The sequence below is a fragment of the Antrihabitans auranticaus genome (genome assembly GCF_016481275.1).
Lineage (GTDB): Bacteria > Actinomycetota > Actinomycetes > Mycobacteriales > Mycobacteriaceae > Antrihabitans.
Genome location: NZ_JAEMNW010000006.1, coordinates 184,080 through 207,472 on the forward strand (window position 1 = coordinate 184,080; position 23,393 = coordinate 207,472).

A 23,393-nucleotide genomic window follows, 5' to 3' on the forward strand; every position below is an offset into this window, starting at 1 on the left:
CATGTTCGAGTCGGGGGAATCGACGCAGGCCAGCGCGGCAATCACAGCTGCCCGAGACGCGTTCGCGAGGTTGGGTCGGGAACTGGGAAATGCCACGCGGATCGACTTGATCCGCGCGTTGGTAGAGCTGAAATCGAGCTGTGCGGCAGCTCAGGCGGTTTTGACGGCCGATTTGAGCACCGACCGACGTGCCGAACATGCGGCCGCTGGAGTCCCCACCGCTCAACGCGGCCGCGGCGTCGCCGCCGAAATCGGTCTGGCGCGGCGCGAATCGCCGAAACGCGGAAGCCAGTTCCTCGGGCTGGCAAACGTCCTGGTCCACGAAATGCCTCACACGCTCGCGTTGCTGCGATCCGGGCATTTGAATGAATGGCGCGCCATGCTCCTTGTCCGCGAAACTGCCTGCCTGAGTAAGGCAGATCGGGCCCGCGTCGACCGGGATCTGTGTGGGCGCCCTGAGCGACTCGAGGGCATGGGCGACGCGAAAATCATCGCCGCGGCACGAGCAGCCGCAGCCGAACTCGACGTTGCAGCCGTCGTGCGGCGCAACGCAAGAGCAGTCGCTGACCGGCACGTCAGCGTGCGGCCGGCGCCGGACACCATGAGTTACGTGTCCGCGCTACTGCCGGTCAAAGAGGGAGTCTCGGTCTACGCCGCCCTGCGCCGAGACGCGGACACCGTCATCGCCGCCGGGGACGAGCGGTCCCGCGCGCAGATCATGGCCGATCTTCTCGTCGAGCGCGTGACCGGACAGGCCAGTGCCACTTCAGCCCCGACAGCGGTCAACGTGGTGATCTCCGATCACGCATTGTTCGGCGATGGCGACGAACCCGCCCACGTCGTCGGATACGGACCCATTCCTGCCGCGATCGCGCGGGACTGGATCAAGAACGCAGCAGCCGAAGAGGATTCACCGGAAACGGTGCAACTGCGCCGGGTTTACGCCCACCCGGGAAGTGGTGCGCTGACCGCGATGGAATCGAAATCCCGGTGCTTCCCGAAACCGTTGGCCCGCTTGATCGACATTCGCGACCGGGTCTGTCGAACACCATGGTGCGGTGCTCCGATCCGCCACCGCGACCACATAGAACCGCACGAGGCCGGCGGAGCCACCGCGGTCGACAACGGGGCAGGGCTATGTGAAGCGTGCAATCACGCCAAACAGGCTCCCGGATGGTCGAGCCGCCCCGAACATCGGACACCTGCCGCCCGGCACCGGTATTCGTTCACCACCCCGACCGGGCACAACTTCACGTCGACAGCACCACCGTTACCGAAGCCCTATCCGTTGGGAATCGAGATCTATACACCAACGGAGCAAATACTCGTCGATTTCCTGGCGTGTAACTAGTGATATTTGTCGACAACCGAGGGCAAGTCCCCACGGTCACTGAGTAGAGCTACTCATCCGAGCGACCGGTTCGCCCGGGATCGTAGGAGCATGTCTACTTCACCCTCGAGTTCTGTGGATCCACTGCTCGTGCAGCGGCTCTCGGACGAGTTCGCCGCACTCAGTCAGCTCATGGGCCGCGTCGGTGCGGATCTGGGAGCTCTGCGCTCGCAAATAGCTCTGCGCTCGCAAATCGCAGCGCCGCCGGTTTATCAACAGCCCGTCTATCAACAGCCGGTATTTCAGCCCCCGCCGCGCTATCAGCCACCATTTCCGACCCCGCCCCCGCGTCGGGTCAGGGAGCCGTGGTGGCAGCGCGACGGGGTGATCAGCCGGGTTCTCGCGTTTGCGGGCGCCGGTGTGACTTTGCTCGGCGTTGTGATGCTGCTTGTCCTCGCGGCGCAGGCGGGATTCTTCGGGCCCGTTGCGCGGGTTGTTGCGGGTGCGGTCTTCTCCGCATTGCTGGTAGGTGTCGGGATGAAGGTCTACGACAGGCCGGGCGGCAAGGTCGGCGGAATTGCTTTGGCCGCGACAGGAATTGCCGGCGCGTATCTCGACGTCATCGCGGTTGTAGCGATCTATGGATGGATAGTGCCACCGCTCGGGATGTTTGTGGCCCTGGGTATCTGCGCGTTCGGTATCGCACTGGCCACGAAGTGGGATTCCCAGCCCCTCGCGCTGCTCGTCGTTGTGGGCGTCGCGGTTCTGGCGCCGGTGGTCACGGACGGGTTGTCCCTGACGCTTGTCGCTTTCCTGCTGGTCTTGCAGATCACGTGTTTCCCCGTTCAGTTGCTGCGTGATTGGCCGCGTTTGCATGCGGCGCGGACGGTTCCGGTTGTGCTGGCCCTGATCGCTGCGGTCACCGACGCCGGAATCCGTGACGACCATGCCGACTCGGTGAACTGGTTGCTGGTGTCGGCGATCATCGTCGCAGTGGTGGGGCTGGTGACTGGGCTTGTGGCGGTCCGACAGCGCGCGAGTGACGTGGTCGCGAGCGTGCTGCTCGCCGTGGCTTCGGTGCCACTACTGTTGTCGAGCGTGCTGTTCGACCGGCAGGCGGCCGTGCTGATCGAGGGCGCGCTCGCCGTCACGATGCTGATCGTCGCTGTGATTCGAATCCTCCCGGCGCACAACAGAATTGCCGCGTTGACCGTCGCAGTTCTCGCACTCCTGCAGGCCTGCTTCTACGGTACATCGGACGAAACCTTCCCGATCGCAGCGTTTGTCGTGGCAGCGGCGTTCGTCGCGGTGTCCGGCCAAGAACGGTCGAAGGTCGGTTACGCGGTCGGCGCAGGTTTCGCGGTTCTCGGCGGACTTGCCTTCATCGCGGTTGCATCGCCGATCAGCCTCGCCGAATCGGTTGCTGCCCAGGACAATCTGGGGTCAGCCGTGGTGGTCGGCGGCGTGCTCGGTGTCGCGCTCGTGGTGTTGCTGGTTTGGCAGGGTGCGAAGCTGTCCGTGCGTTCCCTCGCCGACAGCGGCCCGGCCCTCGTCGTTGCCGGCATCGCGGGGTTGTATGCGACGACGGCTGCCACTGTTGCCGCCGGCGTTGTGGTTGCCGGACGGGACGGTTTCACGGCGGGACACTGCGTCGCGACGATCCTGTGGATGATCGCCGCAACAGCGCTGCTGCTCCGCGGTCTTCGGGGCGAAACTCAGGTTCATCTCGCGCTCGGCGGCGGGCTGTCGCTCACTGCCGCGGCGCTCGCAAAGCTGTTCCTGTTCGACCTTGCGACGCTCGACGGATTGATCCGCGTGACCGCCTTCGTCGTCGTTGGGCTACTGCTCCTTGTCGCCGGAACGAAGTATGCGCAGGTGTTCGCGCAGCGCGAGGATCCCGCAGCTAGCGACGCTTCTCCCGCTTCAGCAGGTCGAACACGCTGACGTGGTCCGCACCGCGCCGATGCCGCCCCGAGTCCTCGTCCAGGTCAGCGTCGTCGCCGGTGTCCGGTGCCTCTGCTTCGGCAGGGGCATCGGGCTTGGGTGCCGACTTGGCCGGACCCTTCAGGTCCTGTAGCCAGCTCTCGATTCGGTTCGAATCGCGATTTTGCTGGGGCGCAACGTTTTCGGCCGGTGGCTGGACCGGCGGCGCGGGCAGCGGCGGCAGTGGGGGCGGGGGCTCTCTACGAGCCCTGGGGGCCGGCGAGACCTTCGGAATCGGCTCGGTCAGCGGCTCCGGAACCCGCACCTGTGCAACAGGTTTCACCACCCTCGCTGGGGCAGGAGCACCGGCGGTGACCAAATCGGGGACGTCGTGCGGAATTCTTTCCTCGTCGAGAATGGGTTCGCCGAGCCCCAGCCGTTCCTGAATTCGCTTCATCCACGCGGGTGCCCACCAGCAGTCGTCACCGAGCAATTTCATCGTCGCGGGAACGAGGAACATGCGGATGAGGGTCGCGTCGATGATCAATGCGGCGATCATCCCGTAGGCGATGTACTGCATCATCACGAGATCGGAGAAGCCGAACGCACCGGTGACCACGATCAGGATCAGGGCCGCTGCGGTGATGATTCGCCCGGTGTGCGCGGTACCGACCCGCACCGCCTCGGTCGTACTCGCACCGCGGGCGCGTGCTTCGACCATTCGCGACAGCAGGAAGACCTCGTAGTCGGTGGATAGGCCGTAAATGATCGCGATGATCAGCACCAGGACCGGCGACGAGATCGGACTCGGGGTGAAATTGAGCAGACTTGCCCCGTGGCCGTCGATGAATATCCAGGTCAGGATGCCCAATGTCGATCCGAGGCCCAGCGCACTCATCAGCGCTGCCTTGATCGGCAGCACCAGCGAACCGAACGTCAAAAACATCAGCAACGTCGTCGACAGCACGACGAGAATGATCATCAGCGGCATGCGATCGAGGAGTGCGTTGATGCTGTCCTGCTCGATCGCGGGCGTGCCGGTGACGCCGACGTAGACCCCTTCCGGGACAGCGATGTCGCGCAGGAAATCGACGGTGGGTGCGGCGTCGTTGCGATTCACCAAGCCTGCGGAGAGCACGTAGGTGTTCTCCTTGATGCCCGTGAACGGCATCGAGAACGCGGGCTGCACGAGGTTTGGTGCCTGGCGGGCCTCGGCCGCGATCGTCTGCACCTGGCTCGAACTCGCACCCTGGATGACCAGTTTGACGGGTTCGGTCCGCTGGCCTGGGAACAGCGAATCGAGTTCCTCCTGGGCGAGGCGGGTCGAGTTGTCGGGCGGCAGATACTTCTCGGTGATGCCGCCGAATTGAATGGCGTTGACCGGAATGATCAGAAGCAGCAGACCGACGACGATCGGGATCGTCACCTTCAGCGGGTGCTTCATGACCCACTTCGTCAGCCTGCCCCAGACGCTGTTTTCGACTTCCTCGGCAGTCTTGGTCTTGCGGAAGAACTTGAGACCGAGCGCATCGACGCGCGGGCCGAGGATGCCGAGAATTGCCGGGAGCACCGTGATCGCGCTGAGCGCGGCGAGAGTGACTGTCGCGATCGCGCCGTAGGCGACGGATTTGAGGAAGCCCTGCGGGAAGAGCAGCAGGCCGCCGAGGCTGGCCACGATCATCGTCGCGGAGAACACGACCGTTCGGCCGGCAGTCATGACCGCGCGCCGGACCGCGTTGGCGGTGTCGTGGCCTTCGGCTAACTCTTCTCGGAATCTGCTGACTATGAACAGCCCGTAGTCGATCGCCAAACCGAGCCCGATCAGCGAGACCACGGGGGAGACGAAGGAGTTGACCTCGGTGAAGTTGGTGATGATCCGGACGATTCCCCATGCGCCGACAACGGTGAGGCCGCCGACGATCAACGGGAGGGCGGCTGCGATCACGCCGCCGAAGATGAAGAACAACAGCACGCCGACCGCTGGAATTGCCAGCAGTTCCATGCGGTGCACGTCGTTTTCGAGCGTGTCGTTGACCGTTCCGAATACCGGCTGCAGACCGGACAGTTGGACGTTGACGCCGGGGATGTAGAAGACGTCACGGACTTCGCGGTAGTTGCGCGCGACCTCGGTATCGTTGTCGCCCTTGATCGCGATGCTCGCGATGGCGTGCTGTCGATCCTTGTCGGCGAACCGGTCGGCAATGTCGCCCGAGAAGTTCCAGTATGCCGCGTTGATCTTGTCGATCTGGTTCGGGTACTCGGTCGGCAGACTGTTCAGGTTGTCGAGAATTTCCTTCTTGAATGTCGGATCGTCGACGGTTTTGCCCGCTGGTGCGGTGTACAGCGCGATGACGTCGACGGTGTGATCACGACCGTAGACCCTGTCGTTGAGCTGTGCGGCTTTCGCCGAGTCGGACCCGGGATCGTCGAAACCGCTCTGGCTCAGATGATCTGCGAGACCGAGTCCGTAGACGCCGAGTGCGAGCAGCCCCGCGACCATCACACCGATGACGGTGTAGCGGAGGCGGTAGACGATGTTTCCCCAACGGGCGAACACTATGAGACCCCTTGGCGGGCCGCGTCGCCCGAGCGTGAGACGAGTAATGCGGACAGCGGACGGAACGGCTGCAACCACGCGCCCTCGTCCGGAAGCGAATCGAGGCTGACGCGGGGGAGCGGTTCCCGGAAGACCCCGGGGATGTCTTCGAGATCGACGAACTCGAGCGAGGCCGATGCGACGGCCCAGCTTGCGTGCTCGCGGAATCCGAGCACCGAAACGGCGACGCCTTCGGCGGCCAGCTTCTCGAGCGGCTCGCGGAACGCCTGGCCGTCTGCGGACGCCACCATGATCCCGGCGAGGCCGCCTTCGCGCGCACGTAGTGCGATGTGGGCGAGCATGTCGGCATCGACGTCGCTGTCTTCGTCGATCTTCGGCTTCGCGAACACGGCGAAGCCGACGTTGCGCAGGGCCTCGACCCAGGGGCGCACCACATCGGCACTGCCGGGAGCGATGTTGGTGAAGACGGTTGCTTCGGGTTCGAGGCCGTTCGATGCGCCGACCGACAGTTCGGCCGTCCGGCCCAGCAGCCAGCGGCCCAGAGCGTCGAAACGCGGGCGGTAGGCAGCCGTCGGCCGCCCGCCGAGTATCGCGCCGAGCCCCATATCGAGGTTCGGGGCATCCCAGACGAGGAGCACGCGTCGCAGATCGGCGCTGCTGCCTTGCTCGAGTAGTTCCGCGACACCCAGCACGTGATCTGGCGGCGCCTCACTGATGCTCATAGCCTGATCTTCCCCCATATCAGCTCCGTCACGGCGCTTCCGACCCGATGAGCCTTGCTCTCGAACTTCGTGACCGGCCGCTCATGAGTCATCGGGGAGTCCCAATCGAGCGCTGTGAGCTGGGGTTCTGCATTGCCGACTGCCGCAATGTACTCCGCATAGTCGGCATGGTCGGTTGCGACGTGCAACACACCGCCGGGTAGTAGCCGATCTGCAATGAGAGCGACGGTTTCCGGCTTCAGCAGCCGTCGTTTGTGATGCCGTGCCTTGGGCCACGGGTCCGGGAAGAAGACGCGAACGCCGGTCAAGGACTCGGTGGCAACCATGCTTTCGAGCACGTCGACCGCGTCGCCTCGCAACAGGCGGATGTTGGGGATCTGCTCGCGCTCGACCTGTCCGACGAGCTGTGCCAAACCTGGACGGTAGACCTCGATCGCAACCAGATTGATGTGCGGCTCCGCGGTGGCCATCGCCGCGGTCGCCGTTCCGGTTCCGGAACCGATCTCGATGATGAGCGGTGCGTCCCTGCCGAACCACGCGACCGCATCGAGCGGCTCGTCGTCGACGTCGCGACCGATCGTGGGCCAGGTCCGGTCCCAACTCTCCTGTTGGGCAGCGGTCAACGCGCCCCGGCGGGACCGGAAGCTCGTCACGCGCGGGTACAGGCGCGAGCCCTGGTTACGCGCCTCCTCGGCGACCTGATCGGCTTCGTTCACCCGACCATTGTCACGCATAACCCCGTCGTGTGACACATGAGTCTGATGTTGAGATTGAGGTTTGTCACGTCAGAGCCCCGTTTGATGTCCGGACGTCGCCCAGTCTGCAGGTCTGCGAGAATCCCCACGTGGCGGACTATCCCGAGCTCCTCAGGCTGATCGAGCGCGTCCCGCGTTCGGCGCCGGTCGCGGCGGACCTCCTGGCTGCGGTCGAAGAGTTTCGCCGCCCCGCGCGCATCCAGATTGCCGGTCGGTCGGGTGTCGGACGTTCGACGGTCGCCGCAGCGCTCGCGATCGCGGGGTCGGTCGAGACGGACCCGGTCGACCACCCCGATATTCCGGAGCCCACGCTCGACGGCGACGCGGTCGTATATGTCCTGGATTCGCTGCAGCCCGCTGACAGGTCGGCGGTATCGCGCATTGCGGCTGGTCGGGCGATCGTGATCCTCAACAAGGCCGACGCCGTCGATGGTTCGTGGGCGAGCGCGGTGGCCCGTGCCAATGAATATGCGGCCGCTCTGGGCATTGCCACCGTGCCGCTGGTTGCGACGATCGCGGCAAGCCTTGCCCACAAGCCGGTGACGACGGTCGAACTCGTCGAAATTCGAAATCTGACCGAAGAACTGCAGTCAGTCCCCGATGACCTGCTCCAGCGCTGGGAGCGCTGGGGGATATCGGCTGCGTTCTCCACAGTTCAAAGAAATCCCGCTGCCACCACACGAACGCTGACACAGGTTTTGAACGCAGTGTGTGGTGTGGAGCAGGCACGGGCTGCAGTCGAAGCTTTGACGACCCGCGCTGCAGCATTGCGGGGCGCGACACTTCTCGACACGCTCGAGCTTCTCGCCGCGCGCGCCGGTTCGGATCCGGCACGTGCCGAGATCGAGAACTTCCTGCTCACCGACTCCGCTGCTGAGATCGGACTGGTCGCTGCCTGGGCGAGTCCCAGCCTCACGCCTGTGATCGCGGACCATCGCCTTGTCGTCCCGACCTCCGCCGAGCAGGCTCAGCAGATCGCACAGTGGTGGCGTGGATACGCACGCGGCGACATCGGCAGCGCCGGTAGGCGTGCCGCGCTGCGGATTCATCGCGGGTACGTCAGCACATGGTCGAAACTGGCGGCCAGTGCATAGCGACTCGTTGCTCCCAGCCGACGTCGCGGCTGTCGTCGCGCGCTGGCATCCGGAGGGCAGCGACCTCCTCCGCGTGCTCGCGGAAAGCCCCGCCGAGCGCAGTGTCGCTCTCGTAGGCCAGGCCCAGGCTGGAAAGTCGACGATCGAGCGCGCTCTTGCCGGGGACGTGACGTTCACCGCCTCGCCTGCGGCAGCGGCATTGGTCGTCGTCGTGCTCGACGCATCCGCCCCGGTCGGGCGCGAGTTGCTCGGAATCATCGAGGAGCTGGCGCACGGCGCGAACGACGTCCTATTCGTATTGAACAAGATCGACGTTCACCGGGAGTGGCGGTCAGTGCGCGACAGGAACACGCAACTGATTGCCGCCCGCGTGCCACGGTTTGCGGCGATTCGGATCTTGCCGCTGTCCGCCCGCGTCGGGAAGGACGACTCGGGTGTCGCCGAACTCAGACGAGAAATCGGAGCCGTTCTCGACGCCGACCTCGCCGTAGCGCGCCGTGCGCAGCGGGTGCGCGCCACAGCTGCGGTGGCCGACCTAGCCCGGAACAGGATCGTGGCGAAGGCCGAGTCGTTGCGCCCGGCGACGGACGTGGCAGAGCTGCGTGCCGAGCGGACGCGGCTGGTGACGCGCCGGGACGGCGGTCGTGCGGAGTCGGTCGCCGCGTTGCGCAGTCAGATCCAGCTTGCGCGGGTCGAGTTGCTGCACGATGTGGGTAGCCGGGTCCGTGCCGTCAACCACGCGGTCCGGTCCGAGGTCGAGGCCGCCAGCAAAGACCAATTGCGCGCGATTCCCGGTCGGCTCGAACAGGCGGTTGCCGCACTCACCGCTGAGATAGATGCGAGCAGTCGACAACGACTCGGCCAGGTGCAGACGACAGTGCTCGGTACTTCAGTGCCGATCCGGGTCAACCCGGCGCCGCTCGACCTCGGTGCAGGACCGCAACGCCGGACGCGCGGTCTCGAAGACCGGATGATGGTCGTCCTCGGTGCTTCCGCGGGCGTCGGCCTCGGTCGGCTGGCCGTCGCGCCGCTGTCGCTGGTTCCGGCGCTCGATATTGCGACGGTGCCGATCACGCTGCTGCTCGGCGGTCTTGCCGCATGGTGGTTGACGCGGTCGCGTGGTCATGTCGCTGACAAGGCGCACATGCGGCAATGGGTCAACGACACGCTGGTGAACGTGAAGGCGCAGCTCGAGCAGCGGGCCGCGGGAGCTGTCGTAGCGACGGAAGGCGACCTGGCCGACCGAATCGTGCGCGAGAGCGCCGCGCGAACTGCGGCTGTGGATCAGGAGATCGCGCGTTTAGACGCGGAACTGCGGCAGGCGAGCGGACGAAACGCCGGTCAACTTGCGGCCTGCGAACGAGATCTCGCGAAACTGGAACCGTTCCGCGTGCCGCTGCGTCATAACCTTCGAGCTGTGACATGACCGAGGAGAACCATTGAACGCATCACACGAGTTCATCGATCCGGTGCTCGCTGACCTCGATGCGGCAGCCGATCTCGGCGACCTCGGCACCGTCGAGTTGGCGAGTCCGCAGCACGACCTGGACGGTGACGGTGTGCTCGACACGGTGACGCTGAGCAACGACGACGCGTTACTCGTCGCGACGGATGCCGACCTCGACGGCGCGATCGACCACCTTACGATCGTCGACCGCGATGGCGACTTCTCTGCCTGGGAGTTTCGTCACTTCGGCGGAGATGAGGCCCGCTGGGAACGTACTGATCACGGTAAGCTGGACTGACACAAAACCCGGTAGAGCCTGTCGTCCGACCCGATTCCGCCGTTGGTTGCCAACGGCGTTAACCTCTAGGGCTAGGAACCCTGCTCCCCGAAATTCGCACATAACTATTCAGTTGTGGATATAACGGGTAGCCCCCAAACGACAGGGGAAAATCGGAGTCAGCGCTGGCCGGCGCTGGGTCCGGTCCGGCCAGCACCTCAGGAGAGTTAGATGACCTCAGCGACCATTCCAGGTCTCACCGGCACAGACGGCACGCCTCCGACTCAGCACGCTGAGCTTCTGGCCTGGGTCGCCGAAGTCGCAGAACTCACGCAGCCGGACCGGGTGGTCTTCGCCGATGGTTCCGAGGAAGAGTGGGACCGCCTGACGGCGCAGCTGATCGAAGCGGGGACCTTCCGCCAGCTCAACCCGGACAAGAAGCCGAACTCGTTCCTGGCGCTCTCCGATCCTTCCGACGTCGCGCGCGTCGAGTCGCGCACCTATATCTGTTCCAAGACGCCCGAGGGAGCCGGCCCGACCAACAACTGGGTCGATCCCACCGAGATGCGCGAGACCATGACTGCGCTCTACCGCGGTTGCATGCGTGGCCGCACGATGTGGGTCGTCCCGTTCTGCATGGGACCGCTCGGTGCCGAAGACCCGAAGCTGGGCGTCGAGCTCACGGACTCCGAGTACGTCGTCGTGTCCATGAAGGTGATGACGCGCATGGGTGCCGCCGCGCTCGAGAAGCTGGGTACAGATCGCCCGTTCGTGAAGGCGCTGCACTCGGTCGGCGCGCCGCTCGAAGAGGGCCAGGCCGACGTTCCGTGGCCGTGCAGCGACACGAAGTACATCACGCACTTCCCCGAAGATCGTGAGATCTGGAGCTACGGGTCGGGTTACGGCGGCAATGCGCTGCTGGGCAAGAAGTGCTACTCGCTGCGCATCGCTTCGGCGATGGCCCACGACGAGGGCTGGCTCGCGGAGCACATGCTGATCCTCAAACTCATCTCGCCGGAGAACAAGAACTACTACGTCGCGGCCGCGTTCCCGAGTGCGTGCGGCAAGACCAACCTTGCGATGATCCAGCCGACCGTCCCGGGTTGGCGTGCCGAGACCCTCGGTGACGACATCGCGTGGATGCGTTTCGGCAAGGACGGCCAGCTGTACGCGGTGAACCCCGAGTTCGGGTTCTTCGGCGTCGCGCCGGGTACGAACTACAGCTCGAACCCCAACGCGATGGCGACCATCGAAGCGGGCAACACCGTCTACACGAACGTTGCGCTCACCGACGACGGCGACGTGTGGTGGGAGGGCCTCGAGGGCGAGCCCGATCACCTGATCGACTGGAAGGGCAACGACTGGGTTCTGCGGGAGTCCGACACCAAGGCAGCGCACCCGAACTCGCGCTACTGCACCCCGATGTCACAGTGCCCGACTCTCGCTCCCGAGTGGGACGACCCGCAGGGTGTGCCGATCTCCGCGATCCTCTTCGGTGGTCGACGCAAGACGACGGTTCCCCTCGTGACCGAATCGCTCGACTGGCAGCACGGCGTCTTCATGGGCGCGACGATGAGCTCGGAGCAGACCGCTGCCGCGGAAGGCAAAGTCGGCACGGTGCGCCGCGATCCGATGGCCATGCTCCCGTTCATGGGCTACCACGTCGGCGACTACATCGGCCACTGGGTCAATCTCGGTAAGAACGCCGACGCCCAGAAGCTGCCGAAGATCTTCTATGTCAACTGGTTCCGTCGCGGTGCCGACGGTCGTTTCCTGTGGCCAGGATTCGGCGAGAACTCTCGCGTGCTGGAGTGGATCGTCGGCCGGATCGAGGGCACAGCCGAAGGTGCGGTCACGCCGATCGGCACCGTCCCGTCGGCGGCGCAACTGGACCTCGATGGTCTCGACGCCAACGCTGCGGACGTCGACGAAGCACTGAAGGTGGATGTCGAAGAGTGGAAGAAGGAAATACCGCTCATCGAGGAATGGTTCGAATTCATCGGTGACAAGTTGCCGACCGCTGTGCGCGACGAGTTCGAGGCTCTGAAAGAACGTCTGCACTCATGAGCTGGGGACTTGTGCTGGCCGGTGGCGGCGTCACCGGCTTGGCGTGGGAAGCCGGGGTCATCGTCGGCCTGCACGAGTCCGATATCGATCTGACGACCGCCGATATCGTCGTCGGCACGTCGGCGGGATCGATCGTCGGTAGCTTGCTGCTCGGCGGTGTGACGATCGACGAGATCTCGGCGCTGGTTGCCGATCCGGGTAACCCGCCGCTCGTGCTTGCCGGCAAGCCGAAGAACGACGGCAACTCGGCCCTGAATCTGCAGGTGTTCACCGAGTGGATGTCCGCTGGGCAGATGACCGCGGCCAAGGCTGCCGCGATCGGTGCCCTTGCGGCGGGTGCGCTCACGATGACCGAGGACGCGTGGGTCGGTGCGTTCGAGGAAGCGCTCGGCGCGCTCACCTGGGCGCCCGCACTGCGAATGGTGTCGATCGGCGTCGAGTCGGGCGAACGCAGGCTGTGGTCGGCGGACGACGGTGTTCCGCTTGCGCGTGCTGTCGCCTCGTCGTGTGCTGTGCCGGGGATGTTCCCGCCGGTAGAGGTCGGCGGCGGGCACTACCTCGACGGCGGACTGTGGTCCCCGATCAGCGCTGACCTGTTGTCCGGTCAGGGGCTGGGCGGTGTGGTCGTCATATCGCCGTTGGGTGGCGAGGATCCGATCGGGATGGTGTTCGACGAAGCGGTCCAGCGCGAACTCGCAGGGCTGAAGGCCGAGGGTGTCGGGGCGGAACTGCTCGTCCCGGAAGACTCGATCAGTCCGTTGGGTGCGTTCGACGATTCGCAGCGAATCCCGTACTTCGATGCGGGCAGGGTTGACGGCAAGGCGGCGGCCGATCGCGTTCGTGCGCTCATCGCGGCAAGTTAGTCCTCCGGTTCCGGTTCAGTAACAAGACCTGGCCGGTGATTGTGTGAACAGCCTGACGTAATTAACAATCGTCACAACATTCACACCAGTAACAGTGGTCCCACGGGGAAGTGGGATCAATGTTGCTGGCTTTCAGTCACCCAGGAGCCCACATGCCGACGTCTCGCCGCCTGCGCATCGTTACCTGTGCGGTCGCCGCCGCTGCAACAGTGGCGGTCGCTTTTCCCGGTGGCGCAGTCGCAGAGCCGACGGTTCCGACGCCGCTGATTCACGCGATCGAAAAGCTTGCGGCGTCGCCGGTTCCGGACGCGGTTGCCATCACGGCGGCGCGGCTCATCGCGCAAATTCGCCCGGCGGCGACTGCTGCGGCAAGAGACCTCATCCGACTGGGAACCGTCGACGCAGCTGCGTCGCCCTTGGACGGCCTCTCGTCGCCCGTCGACGTCGCTTCGCCTGCCGACCTTCTCGGGGCGTATCAGACCGCGGTAGGTGCGCTACGGGCGCTGGGAGTGAACCCGTTCTTCTACCCGACAGCGGCGCCATTCTGCAGCGAGGGCGGCGCACCGCTCGGTCTTGCTCCTGCCGTCGCCGGAACGGTGCCGGGACCATGGCCCGGTGTGAACATCCTCGGGCAGGATTTCAATGCCGTGAAACCAGGTGAGACCATGTTCGCGTTCGTACCCGCCGGTGTCGCGCCGGGCGGTACCGATTCGAGCGGTATGCAGGTTGCCTGGTTCAACATCAACACCCTCAAGGGCGGCTTCGTGCCGATGGGCAGCATTTCCGAGGTCGCGAGCAAGGCGATTCCGGCGGGACTCCCCGTCGAGGCCAAAGCAATCGCAGAAGCGGCTGTCGCGCAGTTCCTCACCGCCGCGATCCCGTTGGGCGGCGTCCGCGCGGTACCGGTCGAAACCGGCAAGGGCACGGTGCTCGCAGCGATCTTCGGGACCGTCCAGAACGGTGAGAACTCCTGCTTCTTCTTCCCGACCGTAGGCCTGACCAGCGTCAAGTAGCGCTCTCGAGGCTGCGTTCCTCGGCGGTCGAGAGGCTCAGGATCGCTTTGACGACGTAGTCCTGTTCCTCGAGTCGGGCCGCGAGATCGCGGAGGGTGTATGCGATGTGCGACTCGGCGAAATCGCCGACCAGGTCGACACTGGCGACGAGGTAGACCTGGCGCGGTCCCAGGAATTCCATGCGCAAGAACGTGACTCGTTCGACGTCGGGGAGTCCGAGCAGCGTTGTGATTGCGGCAGAGCGCAACTGGGGCGACGCTTGTTCGCCGACGAGAAAGCGGCGGTTGCGGTCGATGAGAAGAACCGCGACGACGGCGAGCAGCACGCCGACCGCTATGGACCCGACAGCGTCGGGGACCGGTGAACCCGTCAGCTGATGAAGCAGCACGCCGAGAAACGCGATGACGAGGCCGATCAATGCCGCGGCGTCTTCGGCGAACACCGCGCGGACCGTCGGGTCCGATGTGTGTAGAGCGTGTTCGAGCACGGTCCGGTCGATTTCGGCTGCCTCCGAACGCAATTGGCGATACGCCTGCTGGAACGAGACAGCTTCGAGCAGGAAGGCAATCCCCAGCACGATGTAGGCGACCGCGAAATCGGATGACGGTTCCGCGTGAAACAGTTCCTGGATGCCGTGCGTAATCGAGACGCCGGCGCCGAGAGCGAAGAGGCCCAGCGCTGCGAACATCGACCAGACGTAGGACTCGCGGCCGTAGCCGAGGGGATGGGCGTCGTCGGGAGGTACGGACGCACGTCTATTGGCGATCAGCAGCAGCACCTCGTTGCCGGCGTCTGCCCACGAGTGCGACGCCTCCGCCACCATGGACGCCGACCCGGTGACGACGGCCGCAACGGTCTTCGCAATCGCGATCAGAAGGTTCGCGCCGAACGCCAATACGACGGTGAGCGTGCTTTCCTGTTCGGAGTCGGCCATAAGCAAACGTTAAGCGTTCGTTCGGCGCATCCTGGAATTCTTGCGGCCGTTGGACATGTGATCGTGACAATCGGACTCGACAAAGATGGGAATCGGATGAGGAACAAGGCAATCGCGGCGCTGGTCGGAACGGTCGGCGTCGCGCTGGTGCTGAGCGGCTGCTCGAGCCAGGAGAAGGACTTCCGTAAGCAACTCGAGTCCAACGGCATGAGCGTGTCTTCGGTACACGAGGTGAAGACGAAATCGACCTCGAAGTCGACGAAGCGCGCGAAGCGAAGCTCCAAAACCAAGCTCTACGAAGCAGAGGTCAAGTTCGGTGCGAACGGCCAGTGCGTCGTCGAGTTCGAGCAGGGCAAGGGCGAGACGCGGTACTACCTGGACGAGGTCAACAACGCCGAGCCGGCGGTCGGAATCATGAAGGACAACCCAACGAAGGCAGACGTCGAGGCCTACCTGCGCGGACCGGACAGTCCCTGCAAAATCTGACGGTCAGAGCTGGCGGGGATCCAGCCGATCCTTCGCGACGTAGTACACGGTTGTCCCGGCGGCTACGGGTTCGTCCCACGGCGGACTGACGACGAGATCGCCGCCGCGCCGAACGCCCAGCGCCGTCGCCGAGAACCTGCGGCCGAGGTCGGTCTGGACGTCGCCGAAACCCTTGTAGTCACGCGACAGCCGCAGCGAGTACGTGTTGCCGCTGCCACCGGAGGTCATCAGCTCGGTGTAGACCTGGCTGATGCCCGGGTCGTGCGCTTCTTCGACGAGCAGGTTCGGAACGTGCCACTGCACGCATTGGATGCGCGTGCTCACGTAGTGAAACTGGCTCGCCCGATTCATGTCTCGCAGCGCGACGATGAGATGAGCCCGGTTCTCTGCTGCGCCCCGCTGGCCCGACGGGCGGCTGGCATGGGCCACGGCGACGGCGAGTGCGAGCGACTCGTTGTCGTCGCGGCCGTCGACGAGAACCGTTGCGGCACGGGCTACTCCGGCCCGCGCCAGTACCGCGTCGTCGGTGAGATCGCCACGAACGAAGTACACCCTGTCGCAATCCGGCATCGGGTGTTCGTGGACGTTGTCCCAGGCGCAGAGGACCAGCTGAACGTGGGGTTCGGCTATGAGCTCGGAAATCAGCCGTTCCGTGCGCCCCTCGGCGTAGCCGATGAGGACGATGTGGCCCTGGATCTCGATGTCGGCGAGTCCTCGCATTCGCTGTCCCTTCGCGGCCGAGATCGTCTCGACCAGATGTGTGAAGAGCATCGTGAGCGCGACGATGCCGCCGATGATCACGTATGCGCCGACCACGTGTCCCGCGGCAGAGGCCGGGTACATATCCCCGTAGCCGACCGTCGCGGCGGTGACAACGAAGTACCACGGATAGTTCTGCGGCATCGTGATCGGATTGTCCGCCGGCTCGACGAGCCACATCGCAAGCCAGCTCGACAGGAACACGAACAGCGCGATCGTCAGCGGCAGCGCCCAGCCGGTGAGCAGCGGCCGGACGAGGCGGCTGAGGCGGGCGAGGAATACCAGCACGCCGAATGGTATCGCGGAATGCGTCCCTAGGACGTGAAGCCGGGTGGCATCAGGATCGACTTCTGCTCGCAGTAGGCGTCCAAGCCCTCGGGCCCGCTTTCACGGCCGATACCCGAGTTCTTGTAGCCGCCGAACGGTGAGCCGGGGTCGAAGGCATACCAGTTGATCGCGTAGGTGCCGGTGCGCACCTTCGATGCGACCTCGATGCCATGGTCGACATCGGTCGTCCAGACCGAGCCTGCGAGACCGTAGTCGGAGTCGTTGGCGATCTTGATGGCCTCGTCCTCGGAGTCGTACGGAATCACCGACAGGACCGGGCCGAAGATCTCCTCCCGCGCGATCTTCATCGAGTTGTCCACGTCCGCAAAGATTGTCGGCTCGACGAACCAGCCTTTGTCCAGGCCGGCGGGCCGGCCGCCACCGAGCACCAGTCGCGCACCCTCGGCTTTACCGGATTCGATATAGCCCTCGACGCGGTCGCGCTGCTTCGACGAAATAAGCGGTCCGAGTTGAATTGCGGGGTTCGTCGGATCGCCGACCGGCATGTATCCGGCGAACGTGACCATGGCTTCGAGCATTTCGTCGTATCTGCTGCGCGGTGCAAGGATTCGGGACTGGGCGACACACGCCTGGCCGCTGTTCATCAGTCCGGCGAACATGAGCATCGGCATCGTCGACTGGACATCCATGTCCGCCAACAGAATTGCAGCGGACTTCCCGCCGAGTTCGAGCGAACAACGCTTGAGTTGCTGGGCGGCGCCTGCGCCGATCTTGCGACCGACAGCGGTGCTCCCGGTGAAGGTGACCTTGTCGACGCCGGGGTGGGTGACCAGATATTCGCCGGTCTCGGTTCCGCCGGGCACGATCGAGAGCACGCCCTCGGGCAGTCCTGCCTCGGTGAAGATATCGGCGAGAAGATTTGTCGCCAAGGGTGTTTCGGGTGCGGGCTTCAAGATCACAGAGCAGCCGGCGAGGATCGCGGGCGCAATCTTGTTGACCGCAAGGAAGAGTGGGACGTTCCAGGCGATCACGGCAGCCACGACGCCGACCGACTCCCGGCGTACGAGGCTCTGGCCGAACACGCCGTGCCGGGTCTCCGACCATGGGAACGAATCGGCCAGCCCGGCATAGTAGTTCAGCGTCGCGATTGCAGGCGTCTTCTGCATCATGTCGCCCATTGCGGGCGGCGCGCCCATCTCGGCCGTCAGGGTCGACGTGAGCGTTCCGGCGCGCTCCTCGATGAGGGCGGCTGCTTTGGTGAGCACCGCGGCGCGCTCGGCCGGCGTGGTCCGCGGCCACGGTCCGTCTTCGAACGCGCGGCGGGCGGCTGCGACTGCGGCATCGATGTCGGCCGGCGTGGCGAGCGGCGTGCTGCCCACGCGTTCTTCCGTCGCCGGTGAGTAGACCTCCAGGCGCTCGGCTGTGGCCGGTGCGGTCCAGTGCCCGCCGATGAAAAGCTTGTCGTAATCAGTCATGAGTGCGTCCCTCCGCAGCGTTCGACCGTTGCGATCCCCACGCTACATAACTAGAACACGTTTCAAAAGGGGCTTATCTGGACGGCGTTGCGGCGATCACCAGATTGCTCACCAGAAGCTCCCGCAGCCACGGAATCCGGACCACCCACCATGCCCAGCGCGGGTGGTAACGCGGAAACGTCGCAAGAATCTCCGCGTCGGAAACAGTTCTGGCCCAGCGCAATCCATCTGCTGCTTGCACCGCGAACAGCGATTCGCCGAAACGGTTCTTCGGATCCCGGCCGTGCTTGCGGATATAGCGACGCGCCGCGCGCTCGCCGCCGAGGTAATGCCAGGGGCCGGTCTCGTGACCGCCGAACGGGCCGAGCCACACCGTGTAGGAGAGCACCATCAACCCGCCGGGCTTGGTGACCCGCAGCATTTCGGCGGCCATCGACCACGGCTCGCGGACATGTTCGGCGACGTTCGACGAGAAGCACACATCGACCGAACCGGTGCGAATCGGCAACGCCATCCCCGACCCGCGGACCGCGCCGTGGACGGTGAGCCCCGCGGCGTGCATCTCGGAAGGATCGGGCTCGACGGGAATGTAGCGGGCACCCGCGGCCGCGAATTCTTCAGCGAAGTAGCCGGGTCCGCCGCCGACGTCCACGACGGTCGCGCCCAGCAGGGTCCGCCCGGTGGTTCCGCTGTAGAGGTCGGCGATCAGCTCGGCCGAGTCGCGTGCGAGTGCGCCGTAGAACAGCGCGGGGTCGGTCTGTTCGTGCCGGAAGTCGCTCAGCAGTCGCAGTGAACGCCGCAGGGTGGCGCGGCGCGCGAACGATGCGACGACCTGACGTCGGCGTGCGGCGGCTCGTGACACGGGTGCCAACGATAGCGCTGTGGTCACAACCGGGGACTCGGGCGGCGGCGTGACGCAGTCGTCGGGACGGCAACCGTTACTGTGGCAGAAGCTCTGCAACACCCCTCTGATGCCGAAAGGGTAGCTCGTGCGCGAAGTTGTGCTGCTCTGCTGGCGTGACACCGGGCACCCGCAGGGTGGCGGCAGCGAGCGCTACCTCGAGGAGGTCGGCCGGGCGCTGGCAGCGAGTGGCGTCAAGGTCACCCTGCGGACCGCTCGCTACGGCGGCGCTCCCAAGCGTGAGCACGTCGACGGCATCGATATCAGCCGCGGTGGTGGCAGGTTCAGCGTCTATCCACGTGCGCTGGCGGCGATCGCGCTCGGTCGCCTCGGGATCGGTCCAATGCGCGGTCTGCGGCCCGACGCCGTCATCGACACGCAGAACGGCATCCCCTTCTTCGCGAGCGCCGTCGCCGGTGCCCCTGTGACCGTGCTGGTCCACCACTGTCACCGTGAGCAGTGGCCGGTGGCCGGTGCCCTGGTCGGGCGCGTCGGCTGGTGGGTGGAGTCGCGATTGTCGCCGCGGGCGCACCGCCGCAATCAGTACCTCACAGTGTCGCTGCCGTCCGCCGAAGAGCTGGCGGCCCTCGGTGTCGAGCGTGAGCGGATTGCCGTCGTCCGCAACGGTGCGGGAGCACTCCCGGCAGGCGTTGACGCGGGATCGCAGGCGACGCGGACCGCACACCCCTCGCTGGTCGTGCTCTCCCGCCTCGTCCCGCACAAGCAGATCGAAGACGCTCTCGCGACGGTTGCGCGCTTGCGTCGTTCGATCGACGGGGTGCATCTCGACGTCATCGGCGGTGGCTGGTGGGAGGAACCGCTGCGCGAACGCGCGCACGAGCTCGGGATCGAGCGCTCGGTGACGTTCCACGGACACGTGTCGGAGGAACGCAAACACGAACTGCTGTCCCGTGCGTGGGTGCACGTGCTGCCCTCGCGGAAAGAAGGCTGGGGCCTCGCCGTCATCGAAGCCGCCCAGCACGGTGTGCCGACGGTCGGTTATCGCAGTTCCCGCGGGTTGACGGACTCGATCATCGACGGCGTCAGCGGTCTGCTGGTCGGCGACTTCGACGAACTGTCCGCCGCGGTCGAATCGTTGCTCCTCGACGAAGAGAGCCGAATCGTGCTCGGCGAGAAGGCCCGCATCCGGGCCCGCGAATTTTCTTGGGAGCAAACAGCTTCCGGAGTGTTAGACGTACTCGCCGCCACCGCGCGCGGCGAGCGGGTTTCAGGTCTGGTCGGCTCGACGCACGCCGGCGACGAGTCCCGAGTACGCCACCGGCTAACACCGCGACCCACATGAGGTGCGCAGCGATCAGCAGCGCCCGCGGTGTGAGCTCGTCGTCGAAGTTGTCCTGCACTTCGTAGAGCGCCAATTCCGAGTCCGAGTAGCGCATGACGAGTCCGTCGAGTGTGCGTTGGGCCGAGCCGAGCGGTCCGGGTGTCGTCTTCTCGACGAGGACCCAGCGGACACCGTGTTCGGCAAGAGAGTCCGGCGGCGCTCCGGCCAGCAGCAGCGCCTCGACCTCCGCGGCTCTGGTGCCTTCCCCGGACACGGCCTCGCCGCCCACGACCAGCTGACCGGTCTGCAGGACGTCGCGCGGCAACATCCGCGGCGCAGGATCGAGGACCGGCGCAGCGCCGCTGTAGGGGAAGATCCGGAACATGCCCGCAGGCAGCACGGCAACGTCGCCCGGCTCGTGTAGTTCTGCGGCAACGCGGACCCACGATGCCGGGTACGCAACCGGACGCAATGCACCGCCGACGCCCCAGATCAGGTCCGGTAAGGCCAACATCAGCGCTAAGCCCAGTGCCGGCGTCACCATCCGGACGTCCCACTTCGCGGACAGTGCGTGGCAGGTCGACGCCGCAGCAAGCGCGTAGAACGGGACCGCCAGCGCGACCAATTTCTGTGTGTCACGCAGTAACCCGGCGCCTGGCAGGTGAACGGCGGCCCATTCACCGGCGTCGATTCCCGGTGCGGTCGCGGCGAGAGCGCCGAAGAGGACGACTCCGAAAGCGAGCACCAGCAACCTGATCACGATGCTGTCCTTCCGCAACGTCAGCAGGTGCGGAACGCCGAAAGCGACCAACCCGATCAACAGCGCGGTGCCGACCAACGCGAACGGACCCGAGCGGCTACCGGGCACTGCCTGCGAGTTCCAGATTCCGCCGAGCCCCGCGAGGGTGTCGAAGGTGCCGAGCCAGGGCTCCGACCGCGCCGCGAACGCGGCAACACCCGTCGGATCGGCTTCTGCGCCTGCCCCGGAGAAAGCGGTCGCCAGCAGCCACGGTGCCGACGAGACGGCGGCTATCGCAAGCACGCCGAGGATATTGCGGCGGCCGACGAGCACTACCGCGGTCAGCGTCGCGACGATTGCCCCCGTCGGGGTCAATCCCGCGGCAGCAACGCACACAGCCAATGCGAACCAACCGCGGCGGCTGCCCTCGGACCGAATCTCTGCGGCCGCGCGCACGGTCCACGGCAATGCGGCGTAACCCGCGAACAGACTCCAATGACCTTGCAGCAGCCGTTCGGCGACGTACGGATTCCACAGCGTCACCGTGACCGCAATCAACTGCGGACCGGTCCCGAACTGCGGAAGGAGGGTCTTCACCAGTTCCGCCGCACCCCAGCCCGCGAGCCACAGGGAAACGAGCAGCAGCAGTTTCACAACGAGTCCGCCGTCGACGACAGTCGAGACGACCGCGAGCAAGGCATCCTGCGGAACGGCCCGCGGGGCAGCGTCGCCCAGACCGAGCGCGGAGTCGGTCAGGTACGACCGCGGTGTGCTGACTGCATCGCGCAGCAGGAGATAGCCGGGCCCGAGCAGCGGGCCGAGGATCGCGAGCGTGAGCACCATGCTGTAGAGCGCAGGCAGGATTCGCACGCGCCAGGACATGGCCGCACGATACGTGCCCGACCGGACGGTCCTGACATCATGGGTTGGTGACCTCACGTCCCAAGACCGACCGAACCGGGTCGGTCGTCGCGGGAATGACGCTTGTGACCGCAGGATCGATGGTCGCCAACATCGCCGGTTACGTCCTGCATGTGCCGGCGAGCCGGTGGCTCGGTCCCGCTGGTTACAGCGAGTTCGCTGCACTGCTGACCGCGCAACTGGTATTGGCCGTGCCTGCACTGGCCTTGCAGACCGTGGTCGCGCGCGAACTGGTCCGCGGCGCGTCGCCCGGCGAACTGCGTGCGCTGCAACAGCGCTGCGCCGCGCTGGTCGCCGCGCTGGCGTTGGTCGCAGTGGTGCCGTTGGCAGCGATCCTCGATATCGGTGTGCTGCCGACGGTCGCGGCCCTGATCGTCGCGCCGGTCCTCGTGTTGCTTTCCGGCGAGCAAGGTCTGCTGCAGGGCGCCGGCCGGTTCCGGGAACTCGCGATCGTGCTGGGTGCGGCAGGTGTCTTTCGCGTTGCGCCCGCTGTCGTCGTACTCGCTGTCGGCGGTGGCACGGCGGCTGCTCTCGTTGCCAGCGCGTGCGGTATCGCCGTGACGACTGCGGGAGCGCGCGCGGTCGCGGGTAGGTCCGAGCGCGCAGGGCGGCCGAGTGCCGGCGTAGCGGCGGTGCTGAAGGCGTCGCAGGTGCAGCTCGCAGTCATTGCACTCTCGTCGCTCGACCTCCTCATTGCCCGAATCGTGTTGAGCGAAGACAACGCCGGCCTGTATGCGCTCGGTGCGGTCGCGACGAAGGCCGCTTTCTGGCTACCGCAGGCCGTCGGTGTCGTGCTCTATCCGCGCATGGCACACCCGGAGCACTCGGCGCGCGCGCTGCGTACGGCGCTCGCGGTCTTGGCCGTTCTGGGTGCGGTGACGGTGCTCGGCGTGCTCGTCGCCTCCCCGCTCGCCCCGCTCGTCGTCGGCGACAAATATTCGCCGGTGCAGGGTTTGCTGTGGGCGTTCGCGCTGCACGGTGCATGCCTGGCAATCGTCCAGTGTGCGTTGCTGTCTGCCATCGCGGGCGATCGCACACGGGTCGCGCTGATCGCCTGGGCCGGCCTCGTCATCGAGGTGTCGCTGATGTTCGCGCTCGGGCATTCGGTCGCGCAGCTGATCGGGATCGCCGTTGCGTGCGCATCGGCGACGGCAATCGTGGCGTGCGCTGTTGCCCTGGAGAATTCCAGATCTATCGTCGTCTCATGATTACCGCCGTCCACACCCTGATCTACGCCGACGACGCAGACGCTGCTCGCGAGTTCTTTCGGGACGTCCTGCAATGGCCGAACGTCGATGCCGGGGGTGGGTGGCTCATTTTCCGGACGGGTCCGAGCGAGCTGGCACTGCATCCCGCCGCTGGACCAGGCACCCAGCACCACGAGATCGCGCTGATGTGCGACGACCTCGCGGCCACCATGAGTGATCTCGAGTCACGGGGTGCGGAGTTCACCGGCGAGGTCGACGAGGAACGGTGGGGTTCGATCGCATACCTGAAGGTGCCTGGTGCCGGCCAGATCTTGATCTACCAGCCCAAGCATCCTGTCGCTTACGAGTAGCG

The 23,393-nt window shown here is 65.6% G+C and carries 19 protein-coding genes and 1 pseudogene; 12 read left to right on the forward strand and 8 right to left on the reverse strand.

Annotation, left to right across the window (positions count from 1 at the left end):
- The first annotated feature begins 1 nt into the window (after position 1).
- Positions 2 to 1,351: an HNH endonuclease gene (locus JGU72_RS23750; protein ID WP_199686567.1), complete on the forward strand. Its 1,350-nt coding sequence runs from the start codon at positions 2 to 4 to the stop codon at positions 1,349 to 1,351.
- Between the two features lie 90 nt (positions 1,352 to 1,441).
- A complete protein-coding gene (locus JGU72_RS23755; protein ID WP_199686568.1) occupies positions 1,442 to 3,274 on the forward strand; it encodes a DUF2339 domain-containing protein in 1,833 nt (610 codons plus the stop codon).
- Here the strand turns inward: JGU72_RS23755 and JGU72_RS23760 are convergent.
- From JGU72_RS23760 to trmB, 3 genes are read right to left on the reverse strand one after another with little or no spacing between them, the layout of a single operon-like run.
- Complete coding sequence (locus JGU72_RS23760; RefSeq protein WP_199686569.1) at positions 3,234 to 5,810, reverse strand: MMPL family transporter; 2,577 nt, start codon at positions 5,808 to 5,810, stop codon at positions 3,234 to 3,236. The genes JGU72_RS23755 and JGU72_RS23760 overlap by 41 nt on opposite strands.
- Positions 5,810 to 6,532: an NYN domain-containing protein gene (locus tag JGU72_RS23765; RefSeq protein ID WP_199686570.1), complete on the reverse strand. Its 723-nt coding sequence runs from the start codon at positions 6,530 to 6,532 to the stop codon at positions 5,810 to 5,812. Before JGU72_RS23765 ends, JGU72_RS23760 begins: the two co-directional genes overlap by 1 nt.
- On the reverse strand, positions 6,529 to 7,266 hold the full coding sequence (gene trmB / locus JGU72_RS23770) for a tRNA (guanosine(46)-N7)-methyltransferase TrmB (protein ID WP_199686571.1): 738 nt from the start codon (positions 7,264 to 7,266) through the stop codon (positions 6,529 to 6,531). The genes JGU72_RS23765 and trmB overlap by 4 nt, the downstream gene beginning before the upstream one ends.
- A 110-nt stretch (positions 7,267 to 7,376) precedes the next feature.
- Between trmB and JGU72_RS23775 the strand changes: the two genes are divergently transcribed.
- The 6 genes from JGU72_RS23775 (at position 7,377) to JGU72_RS23800 (ending at position 14,048) form a co-directional block, all read left to right on the forward strand.
- Complete coding sequence (locus JGU72_RS23775) at positions 7,377 to 8,381, forward strand: hypothetical protein (RefSeq protein ID WP_199686572.1); 1,005 nt, start codon at positions 7,377 to 7,379, stop codon at positions 8,379 to 8,381.
- Complete coding sequence (locus JGU72_RS23780; RefSeq protein WP_199686573.1) at positions 8,374 to 9,807, forward strand: SMC family protein; 1,434 nt, start codon at positions 8,374 to 8,376, stop codon at positions 9,805 to 9,807. The genes JGU72_RS23775 and JGU72_RS23780 overlap by 8 nt, the downstream gene beginning before the upstream one ends.
- 13 nt (positions 9,808 to 9,820) lie before the next feature.
- Positions 9,821 to 10,126, forward strand: coding sequence for a DUF6802 family protein (locus JGU72_RS23785; RefSeq protein ID WP_199686574.1), 306 nt, complete (start codon positions 9,821 to 9,823; stop codon positions 10,124 to 10,126).
- A gap of 210 nt (positions 10,127 to 10,336) precedes the next feature.
- Positions 10,337 to 12,172 (forward strand): phosphoenolpyruvate carboxykinase (GTP), encoded by a 1,836-nt coding sequence (locus tag JGU72_RS23790; protein WP_199686575.1) that lies wholly within the window; start codon positions 10,337 to 10,339, stop codon positions 12,170 to 12,172.
- The gene (locus JGU72_RS23795) at positions 12,169 to 13,035 is read left to right on the forward strand and encodes a patatin-like phospholipase family protein (RefSeq protein WP_199686576.1); all 867 of its coding nucleotides are present in this window, start codon (positions 12,169 to 12,171) and stop codon (positions 13,033 to 13,035) included. The genes JGU72_RS23790 and JGU72_RS23795 overlap by 4 nt, the downstream gene beginning before the upstream one ends.
- Before the next feature lie 152 nt (positions 13,036 to 13,187).
- A complete protein-coding gene (locus JGU72_RS23800; RefSeq protein WP_199686577.1) occupies positions 13,188 to 14,048 on the forward strand; it encodes a hypothetical protein in 861 nt (286 codons plus the stop codon).
- On the opposite strand, the gene JGU72_RS23805 is transcribed toward JGU72_RS23800, so the two are convergent.
- A complete protein-coding gene (locus JGU72_RS23805; protein WP_199686578.1) occupies positions 14,041 to 14,982 on the reverse strand; it encodes a cation diffusion facilitator family transporter in 942 nt (313 codons plus the stop codon). The two genes, JGU72_RS23800 and JGU72_RS23805, sit on opposite strands and share 8 nt — an antisense overlap.
- A 96-nt stretch (positions 14,983 to 15,078) precedes the next feature.
- On the opposite strand from JGU72_RS23805, the gene JGU72_RS23810 reads away from it, so the two are divergent.
- Complete coding sequence (locus JGU72_RS23810; protein WP_199686579.1) at positions 15,079 to 15,468, forward strand: hypothetical protein; 390 nt, start codon at positions 15,079 to 15,081, stop codon at positions 15,466 to 15,468.
- Between the two features lie 3 nt (positions 15,469 to 15,471).
- Here JGU72_RS23810 and JGU72_RS23815 read toward each other — a convergent pair whose 3' ends face one another.
- The 3 genes from JGU72_RS23815 to JGU72_RS23825 all read right to left on the reverse strand — a co-directional run bounded on the left by JGU72_RS23815 (position 15,472) and on the right by JGU72_RS23825 (position 18,852).
- A complete protein-coding gene (locus JGU72_RS23815; protein ID WP_199686580.1) occupies positions 15,472 to 16,515 on the reverse strand; it encodes an ion channel in 1,044 nt (347 codons plus the stop codon).
- 26 nt (positions 16,516 to 16,541) lie between these two features.
- The gene (locus JGU72_RS23820) at positions 16,542 to 17,990 is read right to left on the reverse strand and encodes an aldehyde dehydrogenase (protein ID WP_199686581.1); all 1,449 of its coding nucleotides are present in this window, start codon (positions 17,988 to 17,990) and stop codon (positions 16,542 to 16,544) included.
- A gap of 73 nt (positions 17,991 to 18,063) precedes the next feature.
- Positions 18,064 to 18,852 (reverse strand): class I SAM-dependent methyltransferase, encoded by a 789-nt coding sequence (locus JGU72_RS23825; RefSeq protein ID WP_199686582.1) that lies wholly within the window; start codon positions 18,850 to 18,852, stop codon positions 18,064 to 18,066.
- Positions 18,853 to 18,979: 127 nt separating this feature from the next.
- Here JGU72_RS23825 and JGU72_RS23830 point away from each other — a divergent pair, with 127 nt between their 5' ends.
- Positions 18,980 to 20,194, forward strand: a complete 1,215-nt coding sequence (locus tag JGU72_RS23830; RefSeq protein ID WP_199686583.1) for a glycosyltransferase family 4 protein — start codon at positions 18,980 to 18,982, stop codon at positions 20,192 to 20,194.
- Here the strand turns inward: JGU72_RS23830 and JGU72_RS23835 are convergent.
- Positions 20,142 to 21,794, reverse strand: a pseudogene (locus JGU72_RS23835) (hypothetical protein); the annotation flags it as partial. The gene JGU72_RS23830 and the pseudogene JGU72_RS23835 sit on opposite strands and share 53 nt — an antisense overlap.
- Positions 21,795 to 21,841: 47 nt before the next feature.
- On the opposite strand from JGU72_RS23835, the gene JGU72_RS23840 reads away from it, so the two are divergent.
- Both JGU72_RS23840 and JGU72_RS23845 read left to right on the forward strand, forming a co-directional pair.
- Positions 21,842 to 23,041, forward strand: a complete 1,200-nt coding sequence (locus JGU72_RS23840; protein WP_374101150.1) for a lipopolysaccharide biosynthesis protein — start codon at positions 21,842 to 21,844, stop codon at positions 23,039 to 23,041.
- On the forward strand, positions 23,038 to 23,391 hold the full coding sequence (locus tag JGU72_RS23845) for a VOC family protein (protein WP_199686584.1): 354 nt from the start codon (positions 23,038 to 23,040) through the stop codon (positions 23,389 to 23,391). Before JGU72_RS23840 ends, JGU72_RS23845 begins: the two co-directional genes overlap by 4 nt.
- Positions 23,392 to 23,393 lie beyond the last annotated feature (2 nt).